At 67.3% G+C, this 19,600-nt stretch carries 19 protein-coding genes; 11 read left to right on the top strand and 8 right to left on the bottom strand.

Features of this window, described 5'->3' with window-relative positions:
• Window positions 1–3: 3 nt before the first annotated feature.
• Window positions 4–3,081, bottom strand: a complete 3,078-nt coding sequence (gene fdnG / locus IB274_RS20735) for a formate dehydrogenase-N subunit alpha (RefSeq protein ID WP_192434311.1) — start codon at window positions 3,079–3,081, stop codon at window positions 4–6.
• 153 nt (window positions 3,082–3,234) lie between these two features.
• Window positions 3,235–3,423 (bottom strand): hypothetical protein, encoded by a 189-nt coding sequence (locus tag IB274_RS20730; protein WP_192434309.1) that lies wholly within the window; start codon window positions 3,421–3,423, stop codon window positions 3,235–3,237.
• Between the two features lie 190 nt (window positions 3,424–3,613).
• On the opposite strand from IB274_RS20730, the gene IB274_RS20725 reads away from it, so the two are divergent.
• The gene (locus IB274_RS20725; protein ID WP_192434307.1) at window positions 3,614–5,638 is read left to right on the top strand and encodes an NADPH-dependent 2,4-dienoyl-CoA reductase; all 2,025 of its coding nucleotides are present in this window, start codon (window positions 3,614–3,616) and stop codon (window positions 5,636–5,638) included.
• A gap of 154 nt (window positions 5,639–5,792) precedes the next feature.
• Here the strand turns inward: IB274_RS20725 and IB274_RS20720 are convergent, their stop codons facing one another.
• Window positions 5,793–6,194, bottom strand: a complete 402-nt coding sequence (locus IB274_RS20720; RefSeq protein WP_151188440.1) for an SRPBCC family protein — start codon at window positions 6,192–6,194, stop codon at window positions 5,793–5,795.
• 126 nt (window positions 6,195–6,320) lie between these two features.
• Here IB274_RS20720 and IB274_RS20715 point away from each other — a divergent pair, with 126 nt between their 5' ends.
• From IB274_RS20715 to IB274_RS20685, 7 genes are all read left to right on the top strand, one after another.
• Window positions 6,321–6,770 (top strand): DMT family transporter, encoded by a 450-nt coding sequence (locus IB274_RS20715; RefSeq protein ID WP_081515646.1) that lies wholly within the window; start codon window positions 6,321–6,323, stop codon window positions 6,768–6,770.
• A 50-nt stretch (window positions 6,771–6,820) separates the two neighbouring features.
• A complete protein-coding gene (gene idi / locus IB274_RS20710; RefSeq protein ID WP_081515644.1) occupies window positions 6,821–7,360 on the top strand; it encodes an isopentenyl-diphosphate Delta-isomerase in 540 nt (179 codons plus the stop codon).
• A 90-nt stretch (window positions 7,361–7,450) separates the two neighbouring features.
• A complete protein-coding gene (locus tag IB274_RS20705; protein WP_081515642.1) occupies window positions 7,451–7,852 on the top strand; it encodes a YkgJ family cysteine cluster protein in 402 nt (133 codons plus the stop codon).
• 65 nt (window positions 7,853–7,917) lie between these two features.
• Window positions 7,918–9,267, top strand: coding sequence for an MATE family efflux transporter (locus IB274_RS20700; protein WP_192225281.1), 1,350 nt, complete (start codon window positions 7,918–7,920; stop codon window positions 9,265–9,267).
• Window positions 9,268–9,284: 17 nt separating this feature from the next.
• Window positions 9,285–10,328: a sensor domain-containing diguanylate cyclase gene (locus IB274_RS20695; protein WP_081515638.1), complete on the top strand. Its 1,044-nt coding sequence runs from the start codon at window positions 9,285–9,287 to the stop codon at window positions 10,326–10,328.
• 32 nt (window positions 10,329–10,360) lie between these two features.
• Complete coding sequence (locus tag IB274_RS20690; protein ID WP_081515636.1) at window positions 10,361–10,816, top strand: DUF2214 family protein; 456 nt, start codon at window positions 10,361–10,363, stop codon at window positions 10,814–10,816.
• A gap of 112 nt (window positions 10,817–10,928) precedes the next feature.
• Window positions 10,929–11,600: a hypothetical protein gene (locus tag IB274_RS20685; RefSeq protein ID WP_192434305.1), complete on the top strand. Its 672-nt coding sequence runs from the start codon at window positions 10,929–10,931 to the stop codon at window positions 11,598–11,600.
• Here the strand turns inward: IB274_RS20685 and IB274_RS20680 are convergent.
• Genes IB274_RS20680 through IB274_RS20670 form a run of 3 tightly spaced genes read right to left on the bottom strand, consistent with a single transcriptional unit; the run spans window position 11,570 to window position 13,675 of the window.
• Window positions 11,570–12,421: an arylamine N-acetyltransferase family protein gene (locus IB274_RS20680; RefSeq protein WP_192434303.1), complete on the bottom strand. Its 852-nt coding sequence runs from the start codon at window positions 12,419–12,421 to the stop codon at window positions 11,570–11,572. The two genes, IB274_RS20685 and IB274_RS20680, sit on opposite strands and share 31 nt — an antisense overlap.
• A gap of 22 nt (window positions 12,422–12,443) precedes the next feature.
• Window positions 12,444–12,938: a cupin domain-containing protein gene (locus tag IB274_RS20675; protein WP_081515631.1), complete on the bottom strand. Its 495-nt coding sequence runs from the start codon at window positions 12,936–12,938 to the stop codon at window positions 12,444–12,446.
• A complete protein-coding gene (locus IB274_RS20670; RefSeq protein ID WP_192383770.1) occupies window positions 12,935–13,675 on the bottom strand; it encodes an NAD-dependent epimerase/dehydratase family protein in 741 nt (246 codons plus the stop codon). Before IB274_RS20670 ends, IB274_RS20675 begins: the two co-directional genes overlap by 4 nt.
• 182 nt (window positions 13,676–13,857) lie before the next feature.
• On the opposite strand from IB274_RS20670, the gene IB274_RS20665 reads away from it, so the two are divergent.
• Window positions 13,858–14,418 (top strand): NADPH-dependent FMN reductase, encoded by a 561-nt coding sequence (locus IB274_RS20665; protein ID WP_081515628.1) that lies wholly within the window; start codon window positions 13,858–13,860, stop codon window positions 14,416–14,418.
• A 36-nt stretch (window positions 14,419–14,454) separates the two neighbouring features.
• On the opposite strand, the gene IB274_RS20660 is transcribed toward IB274_RS20665, so the two are convergent.
• A complete protein-coding gene (locus tag IB274_RS20660) occupies window positions 14,455–14,757 on the bottom strand; it encodes a chaperone modulator CbpM (protein ID WP_225614943.1) in 303 nt (100 codons plus the stop codon).
• Complete coding sequence (gene cbpA, locus IB274_RS20655) at window positions 14,754–15,710, bottom strand: curved DNA-binding protein (protein ID WP_192434301.1); 957 nt, start codon at window positions 15,708–15,710, stop codon at window positions 14,754–14,756. The genes IB274_RS20660 and cbpA overlap by 4 nt, the downstream gene beginning before the upstream one ends.
• Before the next feature lie 262 nt (window positions 15,711–15,972).
• Between cbpA and IB274_RS20650 the strand changes: the two genes are divergently transcribed.
• Both IB274_RS20650 and IB274_RS20645 read left to right on the top strand, forming a co-directional pair.
• Window positions 15,973–17,403: a PLP-dependent aminotransferase family protein gene (locus IB274_RS20650; RefSeq protein WP_192434299.1), complete on the top strand. Its 1,431-nt coding sequence runs from the start codon at window positions 15,973–15,975 to the stop codon at window positions 17,401–17,403.
• A gap of 157 nt (window positions 17,404–17,560) precedes the next feature.
• Window positions 17,561–19,579: a ribonucleoside triphosphate reductase gene (locus IB274_RS20645; protein WP_192434297.1), complete on the top strand. Its 2,019-nt coding sequence runs from the start codon at window positions 17,561–17,563 to the stop codon at window positions 19,577–19,579.
• The last annotated feature ends 21 nt before the right edge of the window (window positions 19,580–19,600 follow it).

Here is a 19,600-nt window from a genome sequence, read left to right as displayed (position 1 = left end):
ACCTCACGCCTTTTCCACGTTGACGAGGAAGGACTTGAACTCCGGCGTCTGCGTATTCCCATCGCCCACGAAGGGGGTCAGGGTGTTGGTCAGGTAGCCGTTGCGCGCAACCCCGGAGAAGCCCCAGTGCAGGGGGATGCCCACGTGGTGCACGGTCTGGCCGTTGACCTGCAGTGGACGAATGCGCTTGGTCACCACCGCCACCGCCTTGATGAAGCCGCGGTTGGAGGACACCTTCACGCGGTCGCCGGCCTTGATGCCGAGCTCCTTGGCTAGCGCCTCGCCGATCTCGACGAACTGTTCCGGCTGGACGATGGCATTCAGACGGCAATGCTTGGTCCAGAAGTGGAAGTGCTCGGTGAGTCGGTAGGTGGTCGCGGCGTAGGGGAACTCTTTCGCTGTGCCGAACAGCTCCATGTCGTTCTTGAACACCCGCGCCGCCGGGCTGCTGATCGCCTGCGGGTTCTTGTGCAGCGGGTTGACGCCGATCGGCGTCTCGAACGGCTCGTAGTGCTCGGGGAACGGGCCTTCGGCCATCTTGTCGACGGCGAAGAAACGCGCCACGCCTTCGGGGTTCATGATGAACGGGTTCATCCCCGCTTCCGGCGGTACGTCGGCCTTGTAGTCGGGCACGTCGGTGCCGCCCCAGGCCTTGCCGTTCCACCACACCAGGCGTTTCTTCACCGGGTCCCACGGCTTGCCGCTGACGTCCGCCGAGGCGCGGTTGTAGAGGATGCGCCGGTTGGCCGGCCACGCCCAGGCCCAGCCCAACGTCTGGCCCATGGCGTACGGGTCGCTGTTGTCGCGGCGGGCCATCTGGTTGCCCAGTTGCGTCCAGGAGCCGGCGAAGATCCAGCAGCCGCTGGCGGTACTGCCGTCGTCGCGCAGCAGCGCGAAGGCCGGAAGCTGCTCGCCGGCTTTCGCCAGGACCATACCGTTGTTCGGGTCGACGAGATCCGCCAGCGCCTTGCCGTTGTACTCCTTGGCGATTTCCTCCGGGGTCGGCTCATCGGGCGTCAGGTACGGCCAGTCGAGCCCGAGGATCGGGTCGGGGAAAGCGCCGCCATCCTTGCGATAAGCCGCCTGCAAACGATGCAGCAGGCCGCTCATGATGGCGATGTCGGTACGCGCTTCTCCCGGCGGCTCGGCGCCCTTCCAGTGCCACTGCAGCCAGCGGCCAGAGTTGACGATGGAGCCGTCCTCCTCGGCGAAGCAACTGGTCGGCAGGCGGAATACCGTGGTCTGGATAGCCTTGGTGTCGACGTCGTTGTGCTCGCCGGCATTGCGCCAGAACTCGCTGGTCTCGGTAGCCAGCGGGTCCATCACCACCATCCACTTCAGCTTGGCCAGCGCGGCGCTGACCTTGGCCTTGTTGGGGAAGGACGCAATGGGGTTGAAGCCCTGGCAGAAGTAACCGTTGACCTTGCCCTGGTACATCATGTCGAAGTAGCGCAGCACGTCGTAGCCGGCGCCGGGCATGTCCAGCTTGGGCAGCCAGTCGTAGCACCAGTTGTTGTCCTTGGTGGCGGATTTGCCGAACCAGGACTTCATCAGGCTGACGTGGAATTTCGGGTAGTTCTGCCAGTAGGACAACTGCCCTGGGCGCAGCGGTTTGCTGGTGCGCTTGGTGATGTAGGCGTTGTAGTCCTGCTCCGCGTCCATGCCCAGGGTCAGGTAGCCGGGCAGCGAGTTGGACAGCAGCCCCAGGTCGGTCAGGCCCTGGATGTTGGAGTGGCCGCGCAGGGCGTTCATGCCGCCGCCGGGCATGCCGATGTTGCCCAGCAGCAGCTGGACCATCGCGCCGGTGCGGATCATCTGCGCGCCCACCGAGTGCTGGGTCCAGCCCAGGGCGTACATGATGGTCATGACCTTGGTCGGCGCCGCAGTGGTGGAAATCTCTTCCCACACCTTGAGCATCATGTCCTTGGGCGTGCCGCAGATGTTGCTCACCACATCCGGCGTGTAGCGGCTGTAGTGCTGCCTCATCAGGTTGAACACGCAGCGCGGGTGCGTCAGGGTCGGGTCGACCTTGGCGAAACCGTCCTCGCCCAGCTCGTACTGCCAGGAGGACTTGTCCGGGTAGGTGCGCTTCTCCGCGTCGTAACCGTTGAACAGCCCGTCGTCGAAGCCGAAGCCTTCCTTCACGATGAAGGAGACGTCGGTGTAGTTGTGCACGTATTCCTTCTGGTACTTGTCGTTTTCCAGCAGGTAGTTGATCAGACCGCCGAGGAAGGCGATATCCGTGCCGGTACGGATGGGCGCGTAATAGTCGGCGACCGAAGCGGAACGGGTGAATCGCGGGTCGACCACCAGCAGGCGCGCCTTGTTGTGCGCCTTGGCTTCGGTTACCCACTTGAAGCCGCACGGATGCGCTTCAGCGGCGTTTCCGCCCATGATCAGAATCAGATCGGCATTCTTGATGTCGGTCCAATGGTTGGTCATGGCTCCACGGCCAAACGTCGGGGCAAGACTTGCCACCGTCGGGCCGTGTCAGACACGCGCTTGGTTGTCGAACGCCAGTACGCCGAGAGAACGAACCACCTTGTGGGTGATGTAGCCCGCTTCGTTGGAAGACGCCGACGCGGCCAGGAAGCCGGTGGTCAGCCAGCGGTTCACCGTCTGGCCCTGGGCGTTCTTCTCGATGAAGTTGGCGTCGCGGTCTTCCTTCACCAGCTTGGCGATGCGATCGAGCGCCTCGTCCCAGCCGATGCGCTTCCACTCGGAAGAGCCCGCTTCGCGAATCTGCGGGTACTTCAGGCGGTTGGGGCTGTGGACGAAGTCCAAGAGGCCAGCGCCTTTGGGGCAGAGCGTGCCGCGGTTGACCGGGTGATCGGAATCACCCTCGATGTGGATGATGTTCTGCGCGACGTTCTTCGCCGCATCACCCTGGCTGTACATGAGGATGCCGCAACCCACCGAGCAGTATGGGCAGGTGTTGCGGGTCTCGACGGTGCGCGCAAGCTTGAAGTGGCGGATCTGGTCGGCGAATGCATCCGGGGGTGCCATCCCGAGTGCCGCCAGGCTCGATCCTCCAAGGCCCACGGCGCAGACCTTGAAAAATTGCCGACGGTTCATATCCATCGTGCGTCTCCTGATCAGGCAGCGTACGTCCGGTGCATGGCCGGACCCTTGCTGCTTAAAAGATAGCCAAGCGGGCGCAATGCGCCAGCTTTGAGCGGGGCAGACCATGCACGCCACGGATTTGCGGCGCATTGACGCGCGTCAGTGCGTCACTCAGAACGTGCCGCCGAGTACCCCCAAATGGGCAACGGGCGGGTAGGCACAGGAGATACTTTCGCCGTCTGCGCGGCAGGCGGATTGCGCGCGGTCTGGCTGGAGGGATTCGTGCAGCCCGAGCAGGGCCACGCCGATGAGGGCAGCGAGCAGGTAATGGCGCGCATGTCTTTTTCTTATCGCTTTCATGACGACCTCCGTCACTTCAGCCAGCGTTCGGGGCACGAGGCCCTGCCATGAGAGTCAGTCTGGAACCTGTAACGCAGCTGTCAACCGCAACGCTTGACCGAAATGCCCGAACGGCACGGCAGCCGGGCCGTTAACCGGCGCCTATCCGGCCCAGTAGGGTGGTAGGACCTGATAGCCCAAGAGCGCCTCCATGTCGTCCGCCGCCTCGCCCTACCCTCACCTGCTCGCCCCGCTCGACCTGGGCCCGATTCAACTGCGCAACCGCGTGGTGATGGGCTCGATGCACACCGGCCTGGAAGACCGCCTGTGGGACTTCGGCAAGCTCGCCGCCTATTACCGCGAGCGGGCGCGCGGCGGTGTCGGGCTGATCATCACCGGCGGCTTTGCGCCCAACCGCGAAGGCTGGCTGCTGCCGCTGGGCAGCAGCCTCACCAGCGGCCTGCAGGTGCCGGCGCACCGGCGCCTGACCCAGGCGGTGCACCGCGAGGGCGGGCGTATCCTGCTGCAGATTCTCCACGCCGGGCGCTACGGCTATCACCCGCTGGTGGTCTCGGCCTCGCCGGTGAAATCGCCGATCAGCTGGTTCGCCCCGCGCGCGCTGTCCGAGCGCGGCATCCTGCGCACCATCGCCGCCTTCGTACGCTGCGCGAAGCTCGCCCACGCCGCCGGCTACGACGGCGTGGAGATCATGGGCAGCGAAGGCTACCTGCTGAACCAGTTCCTCTGCCCGCGCACCAACCAGCGCGAAGACCGTTGGGGAGGCGACCTGGGCAACCGCATGCGCCTGCCGCTGGAAATCGTCCGCCGTACTCGCCGCGCGCTGGGCGAACGCTTCGTCATCAGCTACCGCCTGTCGCTGCTCGACCTGGTGGAAGGCGGCAACACCTGGGACGAGGTGCGCACCGTGGCGCGAGCCCTCGAAGGCGCCGGCATCGACCTGCTCAACACCGGCGTCGGCTGGCACGAGTCACGAGTGCCGACCATCGTCACCTCGGTGCCGCGCGCCGCCTTCGCCGACGTCACCGCACGCCTGCGCCTCGAGCTGCGGGTACCGGTGATTGCCAGCAACCGCATCAACACGCCAGAAGTCGCCGAGCGATTGCTCGCCGAAGGCCACGCCGACCTCGTGTCCATGGCCCGGCCGCTGCTGGCCGATCCGCAGTTCGTGGAAAAGGCCGCCGCCGGCCGCGCTGCTTCGATCAATACCTGCATCGCCTGCAACCAGGCCTGCCTGGACCACGCCTTCGCCAACCGCCGCGCCAGCTGCCTGGTCAACCCGCGTGCGGCGTTCGAGACCGAGCTGCGCTACCGCAAGGCACGCGTCCACAAGCGCATCGCGGTAATCGGTGCCGGGCCGGCCGGGCTGTCCGCCGCCTGCGTCGCCGCCGAGCGCGGCCACCGGGTGACGCTGTTCGAAGCCGCCGGGGAGATCGGCGGGCAGTTCAACCTGGCCAAGCGCGTGCCGGGCAAGGAAGAATTCCACGAGACGCTGCGCTACTTCGCCGTGCGCCTGGGCGAACTGGGCGTCGAGGTTCAGTTGGGCCGGCGCATCCGGCGCGGCGAACTCAGCGGCGAGTACGACGAGGTGATAGTCGCCACCGGCATCCAGCCGCGCACGCCGTCGATTCCGGGCATCGGCCACGCCAAGGTGCTCAGCTACCTCGATGTACTGCGCGGCGTTGCGGTCGGCGAGAAGGTCGCGCTGATCGGCGCCGGCGGCATCGGCTTCGACATCGCCAGCTTCCTGCTGAGCGAACGCGACGGCCCGCAGCCGCTGGGCGAGTGGCTGGGCCAGTGGGGCATCGACCTGGACAACGCCACCGGCGGCGGGCTGATCCCGCCGGTCGACGCCGCTCCCCGCCGGCAGCTCTGGCTGCTGCAACGCAAGGCCGGCCAACCCGGCGCCGGGCTGGGCAAGACCAGCGGCTGGGTACACCGCGCGCACCTCAAGCATCACGGCGTGCGCATGCTCGGTGGCGTGGAGTACCTGCGCATCGACGACGACGGCCTGCACCTGCGCATCGACGGCCAGGAGCAATGCCTGGCGGTGGACAACGTGGTGATCTGCGCCGGCCAGGAACCGCTGCTGGACCTGCAGCCGACGCTGGCGGCGCAGAACCTGCGCTACCACATCATCGGCGGCGCCAGCGTGGCGCGGGAGCTGGATGCCAAGCGGGCGATCCGCGAGGGCGCCGAACTCGCCGTCCGATTGTGAGGCTTTTTTGTAGGAGCGAGCTTGCTCGCGAACGAGTCAGCCTGCGGCTTCGGTGTGTGGCGGTTCGCGAGCTCGCCCTACAGGGTTGATTCCTCTGTAAACCTGTATGCCCGCGATCACGGCCATGACCCGTTCCTACAGGAGAAGTGCGATATCACCCCTCCAGCAACACCTTGATCGCCTGCAGGTCACGCTCCACCCACTGCGCGTCGCGCTCGAAGGTGGCGTCGTCCATCTGTGGCTGGCGCAACAGCGTGAGTTGCAGCTCGCAGCCTTCGGCATTGGCGATCAGTCGCAACGGGATGTGGATGGCCGGCGCCTGCTCGGGCAGCACGTCATGGTCGAGCACGCCGAACGCGTTGCGCGGCGTGAAGCGCACGCGCAGGGGGCCCTGGGGTGTCTGCGCCAGCCAGAGATCACCTTCCAGCGGCTCGATGGAGCTGCACAAGCCTGAAGCCCAGTAAGGGAAGTTCGTCGGGTCGGCGAGGAACTCGTAGGCGGTGTCGCGCGGCCGCTCGATGCGGACGCTCAGCACGCGGGAAGCACGGGTGGCCATGGTCGGGACCTCCATCGGGGCGGGAGCGATGCTCCAGTCTGGTGCATACTACGCGGCTGACTATTCTCGATCGACCGCTGGCCAGCCCTTCGCTGCCCAGCTTTGCGACCCTTTCCGGAGTTTCCCATGCCTACGCCACCCTGGTGGTTGTTCGTCCTTCCGCTGATCGCCGGCGCCTGCCTGCCCCTTCAGGCCGGCATCAACGGCCAACTGGCCAAGCAGGTATCCAGCGTGCTGGCCGCCGCGCTGATTTCCTTCTTCGTCGGCATGCTCGGCCTGCTCGCGCTGACCCTGGCCAACCGCGAATTCCCCAGCCTCGCAGCGATGCGCGGGATGCCCTGGTGGCAGTGGTGCGGCGGCTTCCTGGGGATGTTCTTCATCTTCATCGCCGCCTTCGCCGCACCGCGCGTCGGCGCGCTGATGTTCATGGTGCTGGTGCTCGCCGGCCAGCTGGGCATGGCACTGGCGCTGGACCACTTCGGCTGGGCCGGTTTCAAGGAAGCGCCGGTGAGCACCCTGAAGATCGCCGGCATGGCCGCCATCGCGGTGGGCATCTGGATGATCCGCAAGGGCTGAAAACCATCCGTCTACTCTGAGCACGGATGGCTCGCCCGCAGGAGATTTCCATGACCGATATCCAGGTGATCCTGGTCGACGAACACGACAACCCGACCGGCACGATGGAAAAACACCAGGCCCATCATCTCGGGCTGCGCCACCGTGCCATTTCGGTCTACGTGTTCAACCGCGCCGGTGAACTGCTGCTGCAGCGCCGCGCGGCGGGCAAGTATCACTGTGGCGGACTGTGGAGCAATACCTGCTGCGGCCACCCTTACCCCGATGAGTCCGCGAAGCACGCTGCCGAACGCCGGCTGCGCGAGGAGATGGGCGTACAGGTCGAGCTGCGCAAGCTGTTCGAGTTCAGCTATCGCCTGGCGTTGGCCAACGGCATGACCGAGCACGAGTACGGCCACCTGTTCGGTGCCGTCGATGAGCAGCCACCGCACCCCGATCCACAGGAGGCCGACGACTTCCGCTACGTCGCCCTGCCCGATCTGGAAGCCGAGATGGCCGCGCACCCGGAGCGTTTCACGCCCTGGTTCCTCATCTGCTACCCGACCTTCAGGGACTATCTGCGCGATAACGGCGGAATCGACGCTCTGTAGAACGCCGCTCTGTTCGTCGAAAGGCCAAGCAAATCTGCGCGCCGACCACTATGATGCGCGCCTTCGCGCCACCGCTACCGACTTGCCGCCATGAGAAAACCACCGCTGATTGCCAACGCCGAACTGGACCGCCTGGAAACCTGGGCGAAGTACACCTCGGGCCTGTGCAAGGACTGCAACGCCACCTGCTGCACCATGCCGGCGGAAGTGAACGTCAACGACCTGATCCGGATCGGCGTGGTCGACGAATTCGAGCGCGACGAACCGGCGAAGAACATCGCCAAGCGACTGCTCAAGGAAGGCGTCGTCGAGCGTTTCAACCAGAAGAGCGGCATCTTCACCCTGACCCGCACCAGCAACGGCGACTGCTACTTCCTCGACCGCAAGACGCGCCTCTGTAGCGTCTACGCCAAGCGCCCGGACACCTGCCGCAACCACCCGCAGGTCGGCCCGCGCCCCGGCTACTGCGCCTACCGCAAGAAGACGGCCTGATCACGGCCGGCTGAAAGCACGGGGCTCCCGGCTCGCTATACTGCGCGCCAGCTCAGGAGCCCCTCATGAATTCCCTGCTCGAAGCCTGGCGACATTCGCCGACCCATCGTCGTGTCTGGGCGCTCGCCGCGCCGATGATCCTCTCCAACGTTTCCGTGCCGCTGGTCACCCTGGTGGACAGCGCGGTCATCGGCCACCTGCCGCATGCGCACCAGTTGGGCGCCGTCGCGGTTGGCGGCGGGCTCTATACCCTGCTGGTCGGCGTGCTGGGCTTCCTGCGCATGGGCACCACCGGCTTCGCCGCCCAGGCGGCCGGGCGTGAAGACGGCGGAGCCTTGCGGCGGATTCTCGGCCAGGGCCTGCTGCTGGCGCTGGGCCTCGCCCTGCTGCTCAGCCTGCTGGCGGTGCCGCTGACCGGCCCCGCGCTTGCGCTGATGCGCCCGTCCCCGGAGCTGGATGTGCTGGCCCGCGAGTTCTTCCACATCCGCCTGTTCGGCCTGCCGGCGGCACTGGCCACCTATGCGCTGGTCGGCTGGTTCCTCGGCACGCAGAACGCCCGCGCACCGTTGGCGATCCTGCTGACCACCAACCTCATCAATATCGTCCTCAGCCTGTGGTTCGTGCTGGGCCTGGGCTGGGGCGTGGCCGGCGCGGCAAAGGCCGCGGTAACCGCGGAATGGGGCGGCGCGCTGCTCGGCCTGGCGTTGACCCGTGGTGCGCTCAGGCGCTTTCCCGGCCTGCCGGACTGGTCACGCCTGCGCGCCTGGGCCAGCTGGCGGCCGCTGCTGATGGTCAACCGCGACATTTTCATCCGCAGCCTGGCGCTGCAGGGCGTGTTCTTCCTGCTCACGGTGCAGGGCACGCGCCTGGGCGACGCCACGGTGGCGGCCAACGCGCTGCTGCTCAACGGCCTGATGGTCACTGCCTACGCCCTCGACGGCCTCGCCCACGCCGTGGAGGCGCTGTGCGGCCATGCCATCGGCGGCCGCGACCGCACCGCGCTGCGCCGCTCGCTGGTGGTCGCCTGCGGCTGGTCGCTGATCGCCAGCCTGCTGTTCGTCGTCTTCTTCACCTTCTTCGGGCACCTGTTCATCGCCCTGCAGAGCGACATCCCGGAGGTGCGCGCCACCGCCGACCAGTACCTGCCCTACCTCGCCTGCCTGCCACTCATCGGCATGTGGAGCTACCTGCTCGACGGCCTGTTCATCGGCGCCACCCGCGCCCGCGAGATGCGCAACGCCATGCTGCTGGCCTGCGCCGCCAGTCTGCCGCTGGGATTCGCCCTGCAGGGCTGGGGAAATCACGGATTGTGGCTAACCTTCCTATGCTTCATGTTGCTGCGTGCGCTGGTCCTAGCCGGCTACGCGTGGAAGCTGACACGCCAAGACGCCTGGCAGGCGCCTGCCAGCCCCTGACCTGTTGAGGAGACGCCATGCCGGCTTGTCCCATTCCCGTTGACGAAACCCTGCGTCAGCAGACCCTGGATGAGATGAACCTGCTCGACACCCCGGCCGAGCACTACCTGGATACCCTCGTCCAGCTGACCCAGGACCTGGTGAAGGTAGACACCGTGCTGATCAGCCTGATCGACCAGGATCGCCAGTGGTTCAAGGCCCGCGTCGGCCTGGACGCCACCGAGACCACGCGCGACGTGTCCTTCTGCGGCTACGCGATCCTCGGCGAGGACACCCTGCTGGTGCCCGATGCCACCCTCGACGAACGCTTCGCCGACAACCCGCTGGTGCTCGGCCCGCCCTACATCCGTTTCTACGCCGGTCGCCCGCTGCGCGCCGGCAATGGCCAGGCCATCGGCACCCTGTGCATGGTCGACCCGCGGCCGCGCAGCATGACCGAGGCGCAGCAGGCCAACTTCCGCGACCTTGCCACCCTCGCCGAGGGCTACCTGCAATTGCGCACACTGATCCAGAGCAACCGCGACCTGCGCGTGGAAATGGACCGCGAGCAGCGCAAGGCCCTGCTCGACCCACTGACCCAGTTGTGGAACCGCGGTGGCCTGCTCGCCTTCCAGGACCGCGAGTGCCGCCTGGCGCGGCAAAACCACGTGCAGCTGGGCGTGATCTACGCCGACCTCGACCACTTCAAGGCGATCAACGACCAGCACGGCCACGCCGCCGGCGATCAGGTGCTCTGCGAATGCGCCCGCCGCCTGCGCGCCGCGCTACGGCCGGACGACCTGCTGGTGCGCCAGGGCGGCGAGGAGTTCGTCGCCCTGCTCAAGGTGAAGGACGGCGAGGAACTGCAGCGCGTCGCCGAGCGCGTGCGCGAGCTGATCGGCCACGAGCCGGTGCAACTCCCCTGCGGGCCGCTGCCGGTCAGCCTGAGCATTGGCTGCACCCTGCTGGCAGGTGAAGAGCCTGTCGACCAGGCGCTGGAACGCGCCGACGGCGCGCTTTACAGTGCCAAGCAGGCCGGGCGCAACCGGGTGAACTTCAGCGCGCCGCCGGCCTCAGCCTGATCAGAAGCAAGGCCCCAGCAGAGGACCCACTCATGGCCCAAGCCATCGCCGCGTACCTGCACTACCTGTCGATCTTCATCCTGTTCGCCCTGCTGGTGCTGGAGCACCAGCTGTTCCGCCTGCCGCTGGACCTGTCGCGGGCGCGCAGCCTGGTGATAGTCGACCTGGCCTACGGCGCCTGTGCCGGCGTGGTACTGCTGACCGGCGCGGCACGTGTCGTCTGGTTCGCCAAGGGCACGGATTACTATCTGCACAACAGTCTGTTCCACGCCAAGATCGGCCTCTTCGTGCTGGTGGCGCTGCTGTCGATCCTGCCGACCATGACCTTCCTCAACTGGCGCAACGAGCTCAAGGCTGGCCGCGTTCCAGTGCCCAGCGAGCGCCAGGCGAAGCTGGTGATCATGACCATCCGCGTGGAGCTGCTGGCGCTGCTGATCCTGCCGCTGCTGGCGACCCTGATGGCGCGTGGTTTTGGGATGATCGGCTGAGCCGCCGGACTGACTGGCCGCTTTCCTACAACCAGTACCGAGCAATCCGATACAGTCGCTCCGCTGATCCGTGGATGCTCCTGCGCAGCTTCGACTGCCGCAGGACCTCCCCATGCCTTCCCGCCCCTCCAGCCGCCCACTGTGGCGGTGGCTCCCCTCGCTGGCAGCCCTCGTCCTGAGCGGCTGCGCGAGCGACGAATTCACTTTCGAAGCCGACCTGCCGGGCGATTTCAGCCTGGTGGGTAATGCGCGCTATTCGCCACCCGAGGGCAGCCACTGCAATTCCCCGGCGCAAGACGACCTCACGCAACGCCTCTTCGCCACGCCCGGCCACGGTGAACGCCCCTACCGGGTCAGTTACCAGGTGCCGCTGAGCCTGAGCAGCGACGGTTGCAGGCGCGAGCTCCGGCACATCCTCATCGAAATGGACGGCGAATCGGCCACCCACCCCCTGGACGCCGTGCAACCCGATATCAGCTTCGCCAACCTGGCTGTCCGCAGCCAGCTCTCCGCCGGCAGCGCCGGAATGCCGAAAAAGGGCGTGCGCATCTTCGACGGGCGCTGCCGCTGGCTGTTGCCGGACTCACCCGACGGCGAACGCCAGCTGCAGTGCCGTGCCTCGGACATCGACGGCAACTGGCTCGCCGGCAGGCCCGGCGGCGAACTACTGCGCGACGAACTGCCCGGCCGCATCGTCCGGCTGGCCATCGGCGTGGCGCCGGACATTGCCGCCTCCGCCGAGCCTCGCGGCACTCAGGCGCTGACGGCCGACTCCAGCAACTGAGCCAGCCGACGGCGCAGGGCCGGCAGGTCCGGCGCCGCCGGTTGCAGGTGGAAACGCTCGCGCAGGACGTCCAGCAATTCGTCGGCATGCTCGATCGAGCGCTGCTCGACTTCGCCGTCCGCACCACGCCGGCTGAATTGCCCGTTGAACAGCGACAGCCGCGCGCCGCCGTCGCTGAGCGCCACGCGCAGGGAGTGGCGGAACACGCTCTGCGGGTAGGTCGAGGTGTACCAGTTGCGCATGCCGTAGTCGGCCCAATGCTGCGGCTCGAGGGTGAAGCGGTACAGCGTCTGCCAGCCGGATGCCGAGCGCGTTGCCATCTCCAGTTCCTCATCCGCCGAACCACTGACACGCCAGCCTCCTGGCAGCTCTTCGTTCACCCGCAGCGGCAGGGCTTTGGGCGAAGCAGGGCCGCCGAAGCCGATATCCACCAGGTGCGGCCCTTCGGCCAGATCGATGCGCAGCAGCAGGTGCGTCTGCGGCGTCAGCGGCGCATCCGCCGGAAGGCCCCAGCGCACCCGCGCCACCAGCAGGGTCACACGGTAATCCAGGCTGGCCAGCAGGCGGGCGAACAGGCTGTTCAACTCGAAGCAGTAACCGCCGCGCTGGCGCTCGACGACCTTGGCGAACACCGCCTCCGGCTCGATCAGGATGGGCTGGTCCAGCAGCACGTCGAGGTTCTCGAAAGGCAGGTGATGCAGCGCGGCGACGATCAGCCGGTCGAGGTTTTCCAGCGTCGGCGCTGGGCGCTCCGGCGACAGGCCGAGGCGGGCCAGGGTCGCGTCGAGCTGGGCAGCGCTGAAGGGGGTGAGTGGGGTCATGCGAATCTCCTTTCGCGAAGCATCAATGGCGGTGGGCGGCGGTCGGTTCGGGGATCACCAGCGGGCCGCAGTGCTCGTCGCTGACAATCACTGCCAGCAGGCGCGCAGGCTCGCTGGCGCTGGGGTTCTCGGCGAACAGGTGCAGCTCGCGGCTGGGCTCGAACCAGGTCTGGCCCGCGCGGTAAGTCTGCGCCGGCAGGCCCTGCATCTGCGAGCGCACCTGACCACTGAGCACGATGGCAGTCACCGCGCCGGGATGGCGGTGCGCCGGGGTGTAGCCGTTGGGCGGGAAGTCCACCTGCAGCGTGGTCACGACCTTGCCGGGCATGTCGGCCAGCGGCTCGCAGGACAGGCGCTTCACCTGAGTGCTCGGCCGCGCGCCAGCTGAAGCCCCGGCATGGCTTTGCGCCAGGCTCACCAGCGGCCGCGACCAGGGCTGCCAGAGCAATGCGCCGGCACTGAGGGCAATGACCAGCACCAGACCGGCCCGGGCCTCATGCCCCGAGACGAGGCTCATGCCGGCACCCCCGCCAGGCGGAAGCCCGGCTGCCAGCCCAGGCGATGTCGCGCCTTGGCCGAGCTGACTTCGATGTCCTGTTCGGCGATGTTGTAGGCGCCGTGCGCGCCCCACTCCAGCGCCAGCAGGGCGGCGCGGGCGGCATCGTCCACATGCACGGCCAGCCTCGGGTCTGCCGCATCGGCTCCCGTACCCGGCCCGTAGAGTCGGCCGTAACGCAAGACGATGCCCTCCATCGGCCGCGCACCGAGCACCGCCTCTTCGAGCGCGGCGACGCCGCCGACACTGATGGCGCGCGGGCCTTCGGCGCCCAGGTCCAGCGGTTGTTCCTCATGCAACGGCAACTCGCCCGGCACGTAGGCCCAGGCGATGCTCTGCGCCACCATGCGCTCGACGCCAGCGGCGCGAGCTGCTGCCACGAGGTTGGCAGTACCTTCGCGGCGAACCCGCGCGTTGCGCGGTTGGGCGGCGGGCATCAGGGCAGGGTCGAGGCCGGCGGGCAGGTCGGTGAGCTGGTGGATCACCCAGCGCGGCTGGAACTGCCGCATGGCGGCACTCAGGGCTTGCGCGTCATAGACATCCAGCACCAGCGCCCGCGCTCCCGCGGCCTCCAGAGCGGCGGCTCGCTGCGCGCAGCGACTGATTGCCAGCACCTGATAACCACGCTCCAGCAGCATCGGCAGCAGGCGCTGGCCGATGGCACCGCTGGCTCCGGCGAAGAAGACTTTCATGCACATGGGGACCTCGAATCGGGCGGCTGGGACATGTCGCCACTCTAGTGGTGCAATGCCCCACCCCACAGAGCCAAGATCATTCAGAACGACTGGGACATGATTGCCGAACCTTGATCCATGTCCACGCAATGTCACGCTCATCGTCTATAACAAACGGCTCACTACCCCGATCCCTAGGAGTCGCCATGAGCCAAGTCTTCGATGTTGCCGTTGTTGTCGGCAGCCTGCGCAAGGAATCCCTGAACCGCAAGATCGCCAAGGCATTCGCCGCACTGGCGCCGGCCAACCTGAAGCTGGAAATCGTGGAGATCGGCGACCTGCCGCTGTACAACGAAGAGCTCGACGTGGGCACCCCGCCCGCCAGCTACACCGCCTTCCGCGAGCGCATCGCCCGCGCCGATGCGGTGCTCTTCGTCACCCCCGAGTACAACCGCTCAGTGCCCGGCGTGCTGAAGAACGCCATCGACGTCGGCTCGCGCCCCTACGGCAAGAGCGCCTGGAATGCCAAGCCCTGCGCCGTGGTCAGTGCCTCGCCGGGCGCCATCGGCGGCTTCGGCGCCAACCACCACCTGCGCCAGTCGCTGGTGTTCCTCAACATGCCCGTGCTGCAGCAGCCCGAAGCCTACCTGGGCGGCGCCGGCGGCTTCTTCGATGAATCCGGCAAGCTGTCGGAGAAGACCGAGCCCTTCCTGAAGAGCATCATCGATGCCTTCTCCGGCTGGATCGTGCAGAACCAGCCGCGCTGATCGACAAAAGCGCCGGCTTCGGCCGGCGCTTGTCCATCACTCCTCGAGCAATCGCGCCAGGCGCTGGCGCAGGTAGCGGTTCTCCGCTCGCAGCTCATCCACCTCCTCCAGCAGCCGCAGTGCCAGAGCAATGCCCGGCCAATCCAGCTCGAACTCACGACGCAGGCGCACCGCGCGGCGCACCACGCTGACCGCCTGGTAATCGAAGACCCAATGCCCGGCGCGCTGTTCGCGGGGCTCCACGATACCCACCTCGACGATCTCGACGAGCACGTCGCGGGGGAGGTTCACCGACTGGCAGAGCTCGTCGAGGTCCACCACCATCACTGTCGTCGTCATGCGCGTTTACCCCAATCGGCACGGGGGTCGAAGGCTGCCTTGGCAGCCAGTTCTTCCCAGAGTTTACGGGTCGCTTCGTCCGCGGCCTTCGGCATCACCACCTTGAGCACAGCGTAGAGATCGCCGGCGGCGGCAGCGCCCTTGTTCGGCAGGCCCTTGCCCTTGATGCGCAAGCGCTGGCCGGCCTGGCTATTGGCCGGGATGCCGAGGCTGATCCGCCCCCCCAGCGTGGGCACTTCCACCTTGGCGCCGAGCGCCGCTTCCCACGGCGCCACTGGCACGGTGACGATGAGGTCGCGGCCGTCGACGTCAAACAGCGGGTGCGGCACCAGGCGGATCGCCAGGTACAGGTCGCCCGCCGGCCCGCCATTGATGCCCGGCGCGCCCTGCCCCTTGAGGCGGATACGTTCGCCGTCGGCGGTGCCCACGGGAATCTTCACGTTCAGCGTCTTGTTTTGCGGCGGCAGCTTGCGACCGTACTCGTCATAGCTGGGCAGGCTGAAACTGATCGGCCGGCTCTCGCCGGAGAGGGTTTCCTCCAGGAACAACGGGACTTCCATCTCCACGTCCTGGCCCCGGTGGACCTGCGGTTGGCGCGCACCACCGAAACCACCGGCGCGGCCACCGAATATCTGCTCGAAGAAGTCGCTGAAGTCCTGCTCGTGCCCCGGCGGCGGGCCGTCGAAACCACCGCGCGGCTGCCAGCCGGGCGGCGCTTCGAACTGCGGCCCCTGAGAGCCGTACTTGCGCAGCTCGTCGTACTCGGCACGCTTTTCCGGGCTTTTCAGCACCTCGTAGGCTTCGGAGACATCCTTGAATTTCGCCTCGGCGTCAGGCTCCTTGCTGACGTCCGGGTGATACTTGCGCGCGAGCTTGCGGTAGGCGGTCTTGATCGCCTTCTCGTCGGCCTCGGGTTCGACCCCGAGCGCGGCGTAATAGTCCTTGAATTCCATCGGTAGCGGTCACTCCTCACATGCGTGGGTCCTGTCGGCGCCTGGGACAAGGGGATTCGCGCGGGCAGCCGGAGCCGCTGCGCGCACTGCGAGGCGAACAGGTGGAAAAAGCGGGTTCTGCGACAACAGATGGAGTCGCGGCGCCTGCTTTTCAACACTGCCTGCAAGCCTAGACGCTGATCCTGCATCGCGGCCGCCGGGACGCCTTGATACCGGTCATGGCATAGTCGCCTTCCACATTTACCCCCGTCCCGGACAGGCCATGACCGCGCCCTTCGATCCGCTCCGCCAGCCGCTGGACCCGAGCCATGACCTGCCGATCTACCGCCAGCTCTACGAGCGCATCCGCGATGCCATCACCCGCGGTGCGCTGCGCCCCGGCGAACGCGTGCCGCCGGTGCGCGGGCTGGCCGGTGAACTGGGCGTGGCGCGCGGCACGGTGGAGCTGGCCTACCAGCTGCTGACCAGCGAGGGCTACCTGCTGGCGCGCGGGCCCGCAGGCACGGTGGTGTCACCGCAACTGGCGGGACGTACGAGTGCCCCGCCGCCCGTCCGGGTCGATCCGGCGACGGTGGAGCGCAGCCTGCCCGGCCTGATCGCCCACGGCCCGGCCCTGCGTCCGTTCCAGCTCGGCGTGCCGGCGCTGGATGCCTTCCCTCGCGCACTCTGGGCGCGCCTGTGCGCACGACGCCTGCGCCAGCAGAGCGCGTCCATGCTGGCCTACCCGGAGCCCTGCGGCTACGGGCCGCTGCGCGAGGCCGTCGCCGGCTACCTGGGGATTTCCCGCGGCATCGTCTGCGCCCCGGAGCAGGTTTTCGTCTGTGCCGGCTACCAGGGCGCGCTGGACCTGATCAGCCGCACCCTGCTCGAACCCGGCCAGCGTTTCTGGCATGAAGACCCCGGCTACCCGCGCGGCCGCGAACTGCTGCGCCGCGCCGGCAGCGTGCCGGTGCCGGTCGCGGTGGATGCCGATGGCCTGCGGGTGGAAGACGGTATCGCCCGCGCGGCGGATGCGCGCTTCGCGCTGGTCACGCCCTCGCAGCAGAGCCCCACCGGCGTTGCCCTCAGCCTGCCGCGCCGCCTGGCCCTGCTGGACTGGGCGGCCAGCAGCGGCGCCTGGATAATCGAGGACGACTACGACAGCGAGTACCGCTACGCCGGCTTCCCGCTGCCGGCGCTGAAGAGCCTCGACCGCGCCGGCCGCGTGCTCTACACCGGCACCTTCAGCAAGGTGCTCTACCCTGCCCTGCGCCTGGGCTATCTGGTGGTGCCGGCGAATCTGGTGGAGGACTTCGTGCGCGCCCAGCAGGTGTTCCCTTCCGGCTGCGCGGAGCTGCTACAAGCGACCCTGTGCGACTTCATGCAGGAGGGCCATTTCGCCCGCCACCTCAAGCGCACCCGCACGCTCTACGCCAAGCGCCGCCAGTGGCTGCGCAGCGCGCTGGAGGAACGCCTGGGCCAGCGCCTGCGCTTCGCCGACACCCCCGGCGGCCTGCACCTGATCGGCGCGCTGGACCAGGACGACCTCGCCGTCGCCCGCCGCGCCCATGCCGAGGGCCTCGGCCTGCAGGCGCTGAACGCCTGGTGCGTCGAGGCCAGGCGCGAGCCGGCGCTGATCATGAGTTTCACCAATGTCACCGACGAGCAGCTCGCCGGGCGCCTGGCAGAGCGGCTGGCGCCCTTGCTCGGCTGATTCCGGGAGGTGTGCCGGTCAATACCTCCGATGGCAAAAATTGACTGACACCCATCGTTGACCGAGGTCAATTTTCCTACGGCCGATGCCGCTAGATTCCCACAACATCTTGTTGTCTTGAATAACTTGAGACACAGCATGTTGTGGAATAAAGCCAATGCCCCTGTCACGAACCGTCCCCCTTCCTGCCAGCCTGCGCAAGCGTAACGGCAGCTCAGCCGCCTTCGACCCGAGCAAGATCGAACGCGCCATCGCCGCCGCCGGCGAGGCCAGCGGCGAGTTCACCGCGCCCCACGCCGGGGAGCTGACCCGTCGCGTGCTGGCCCGCCTGCCGGCCCGCAACGACCTGGATGTGGAGCAGGTGCAGGACGTCGTCGAGCGCGCCCTGATGGAAGCCGGCCACTACCCCACCGCCCGCGCTTACATCGTCTACCGCGAACGCCACGGCCGCCTGCGCCGCGAGCGCAAGACGCTGGTGGACGTCGCCGCGTCGATGAACGAATACCTGTCGCGGGAGGACTGGCGGGTGCGCGCCAACGCCAACCAGGGCTATTCCCTGGGCGGGCTGATCCTCAACGTGTCCGGCAAAGTCACCGCCAACTACTGGCTGGACGAGGTGTACAGCGAAGGCATCGCCGTCGCCCACCGCGAAGCCGACCTGCACATCCACGACCTCGACATGCTCGCCGGCTACTGCGCCGGCTGGTCGCTGCGCACCCTGCTCAGCGAAGGCCTGAACGGCGTGCCGGGGCGGGTCGAGGCGGGGCCACCGAAGCACCTCTCCAGCGCGCTGGGGCAGATGGTCAACTTCCTCGGCACCCTGCAGAACGAGTGGGCCGGCGCCCAGGCCTTCAGCTCCTTCGACACCTACCTCGCGCCCTACGTGCGCAAGGACGGCCTGAGTTATCAACAGGTGCGCCAGGCGCTGCAGGAGTTCATCTACAACCTCAACGTGCCCTCGCGCTGGGGCACCCAGACGCCGTTCACCAACCTGACCTTCGACTGGGTCTGCCCGGAAGACCTGCGCGAGCAGATTCCCTACGTCGGCGGCGTGGAAATGCCCTTCGCCTATGGCGAGCTGCAGGCCGAGATGGACCTGATCAACCGCGCCTACATCGAAGTGATGCAGGCCGGCGACGCCCACGGCCGGGTGTTCACCTTCCCGATCCCGACCTACAACATCACCCACGACTTCCCCTGGGACAGCGACAACGCCACGCGCCTCTTCGAGATGACCGCGCGCTACGGCCTGCCGTACTTCCAGAACTTCCTCAACTCGGACATGCAGCCCAACCAGGTGCGCTCCATGTGCTGCCGCCTGCAACTGGACGTGCGCGAGTTGCTCAAGCGCGGCAACGGACTGTTCGGTTCGGCGGAGCAGACCGGTTCGCTGGGCGTGGTGACCATCAACTGCGCGCGCCTGGGCTACCGCCATCGCGGTGACGCTGCCGGCCTCTACGCTCAGCTCGACTACCTGCTGGAGCAGGCCTTCGACAGCCTGGAGGTCAAGCGCAAGGTCATCCAGCAGCACATGGACGCCGGGCTGTACCCCTACACCCAGCGCTACCTGGGCACCCTGCGCAACCACTTCTCCACCATCGGCGTGAACGGCCTGCACGAGATGGTCCGCAACTTCACTGACGACCGCGAAGGCCTGCATACCGAGGCCGGCCGGCAGATCGTGCTGGAACTGCTGGATCATGTACGGGCGCAGCTGGTGCGCTTCCAGGAAGACAGCGGGCACCTCTACAACCTGGAAGCCACGCCGGCCGAAGGCACCACCTACCGCTTCGCCCGCGAGGACCAGAAGCGCCACCCGGACATCCTCCAGGCCGGCACGCCGGACGCGCCCTACTACACCAACTCTTCGCAGTTGCCGGTGGGCCTCACCGACGATCCGTTCGAGGCGCTGGAATTGCAGGACGCCCTGCAATGCAAATACACCGGCGGCACCGTGCTGCACCTGTACATGGCCGAGCGCATCTCCAGCGCCGAGGCCTGCAAGACCCTGGTGCGCACCGCCCTCGGACGCTTCCGCCTGCCTTACCTGACGGTGACGCCGACCTTCTCCATCTGCCCGGTACACGGCTACCTCGCCGGCGAACACGAGTTCTGTCCGCGCTGCGACGAAGCCGCGCTGCAGAAAGCCGCCACCAGGAACTGCTGCAGCAGCTGAGCCCCTTCGCTTTCATCCCCG

Source organism: Pseudomonas sp. PDM18, assembly GCF_014852585.1.
Taxonomy (GTDB): Bacteria; Pseudomonadota; Gammaproteobacteria; order Pseudomonadales; family Pseudomonadaceae; genus Pseudomonas.
The sequence above is the reverse complement of the archived record's forward strand: the minus strand, read 5'-3'. Positions and strand labels throughout refer to the sequence as shown.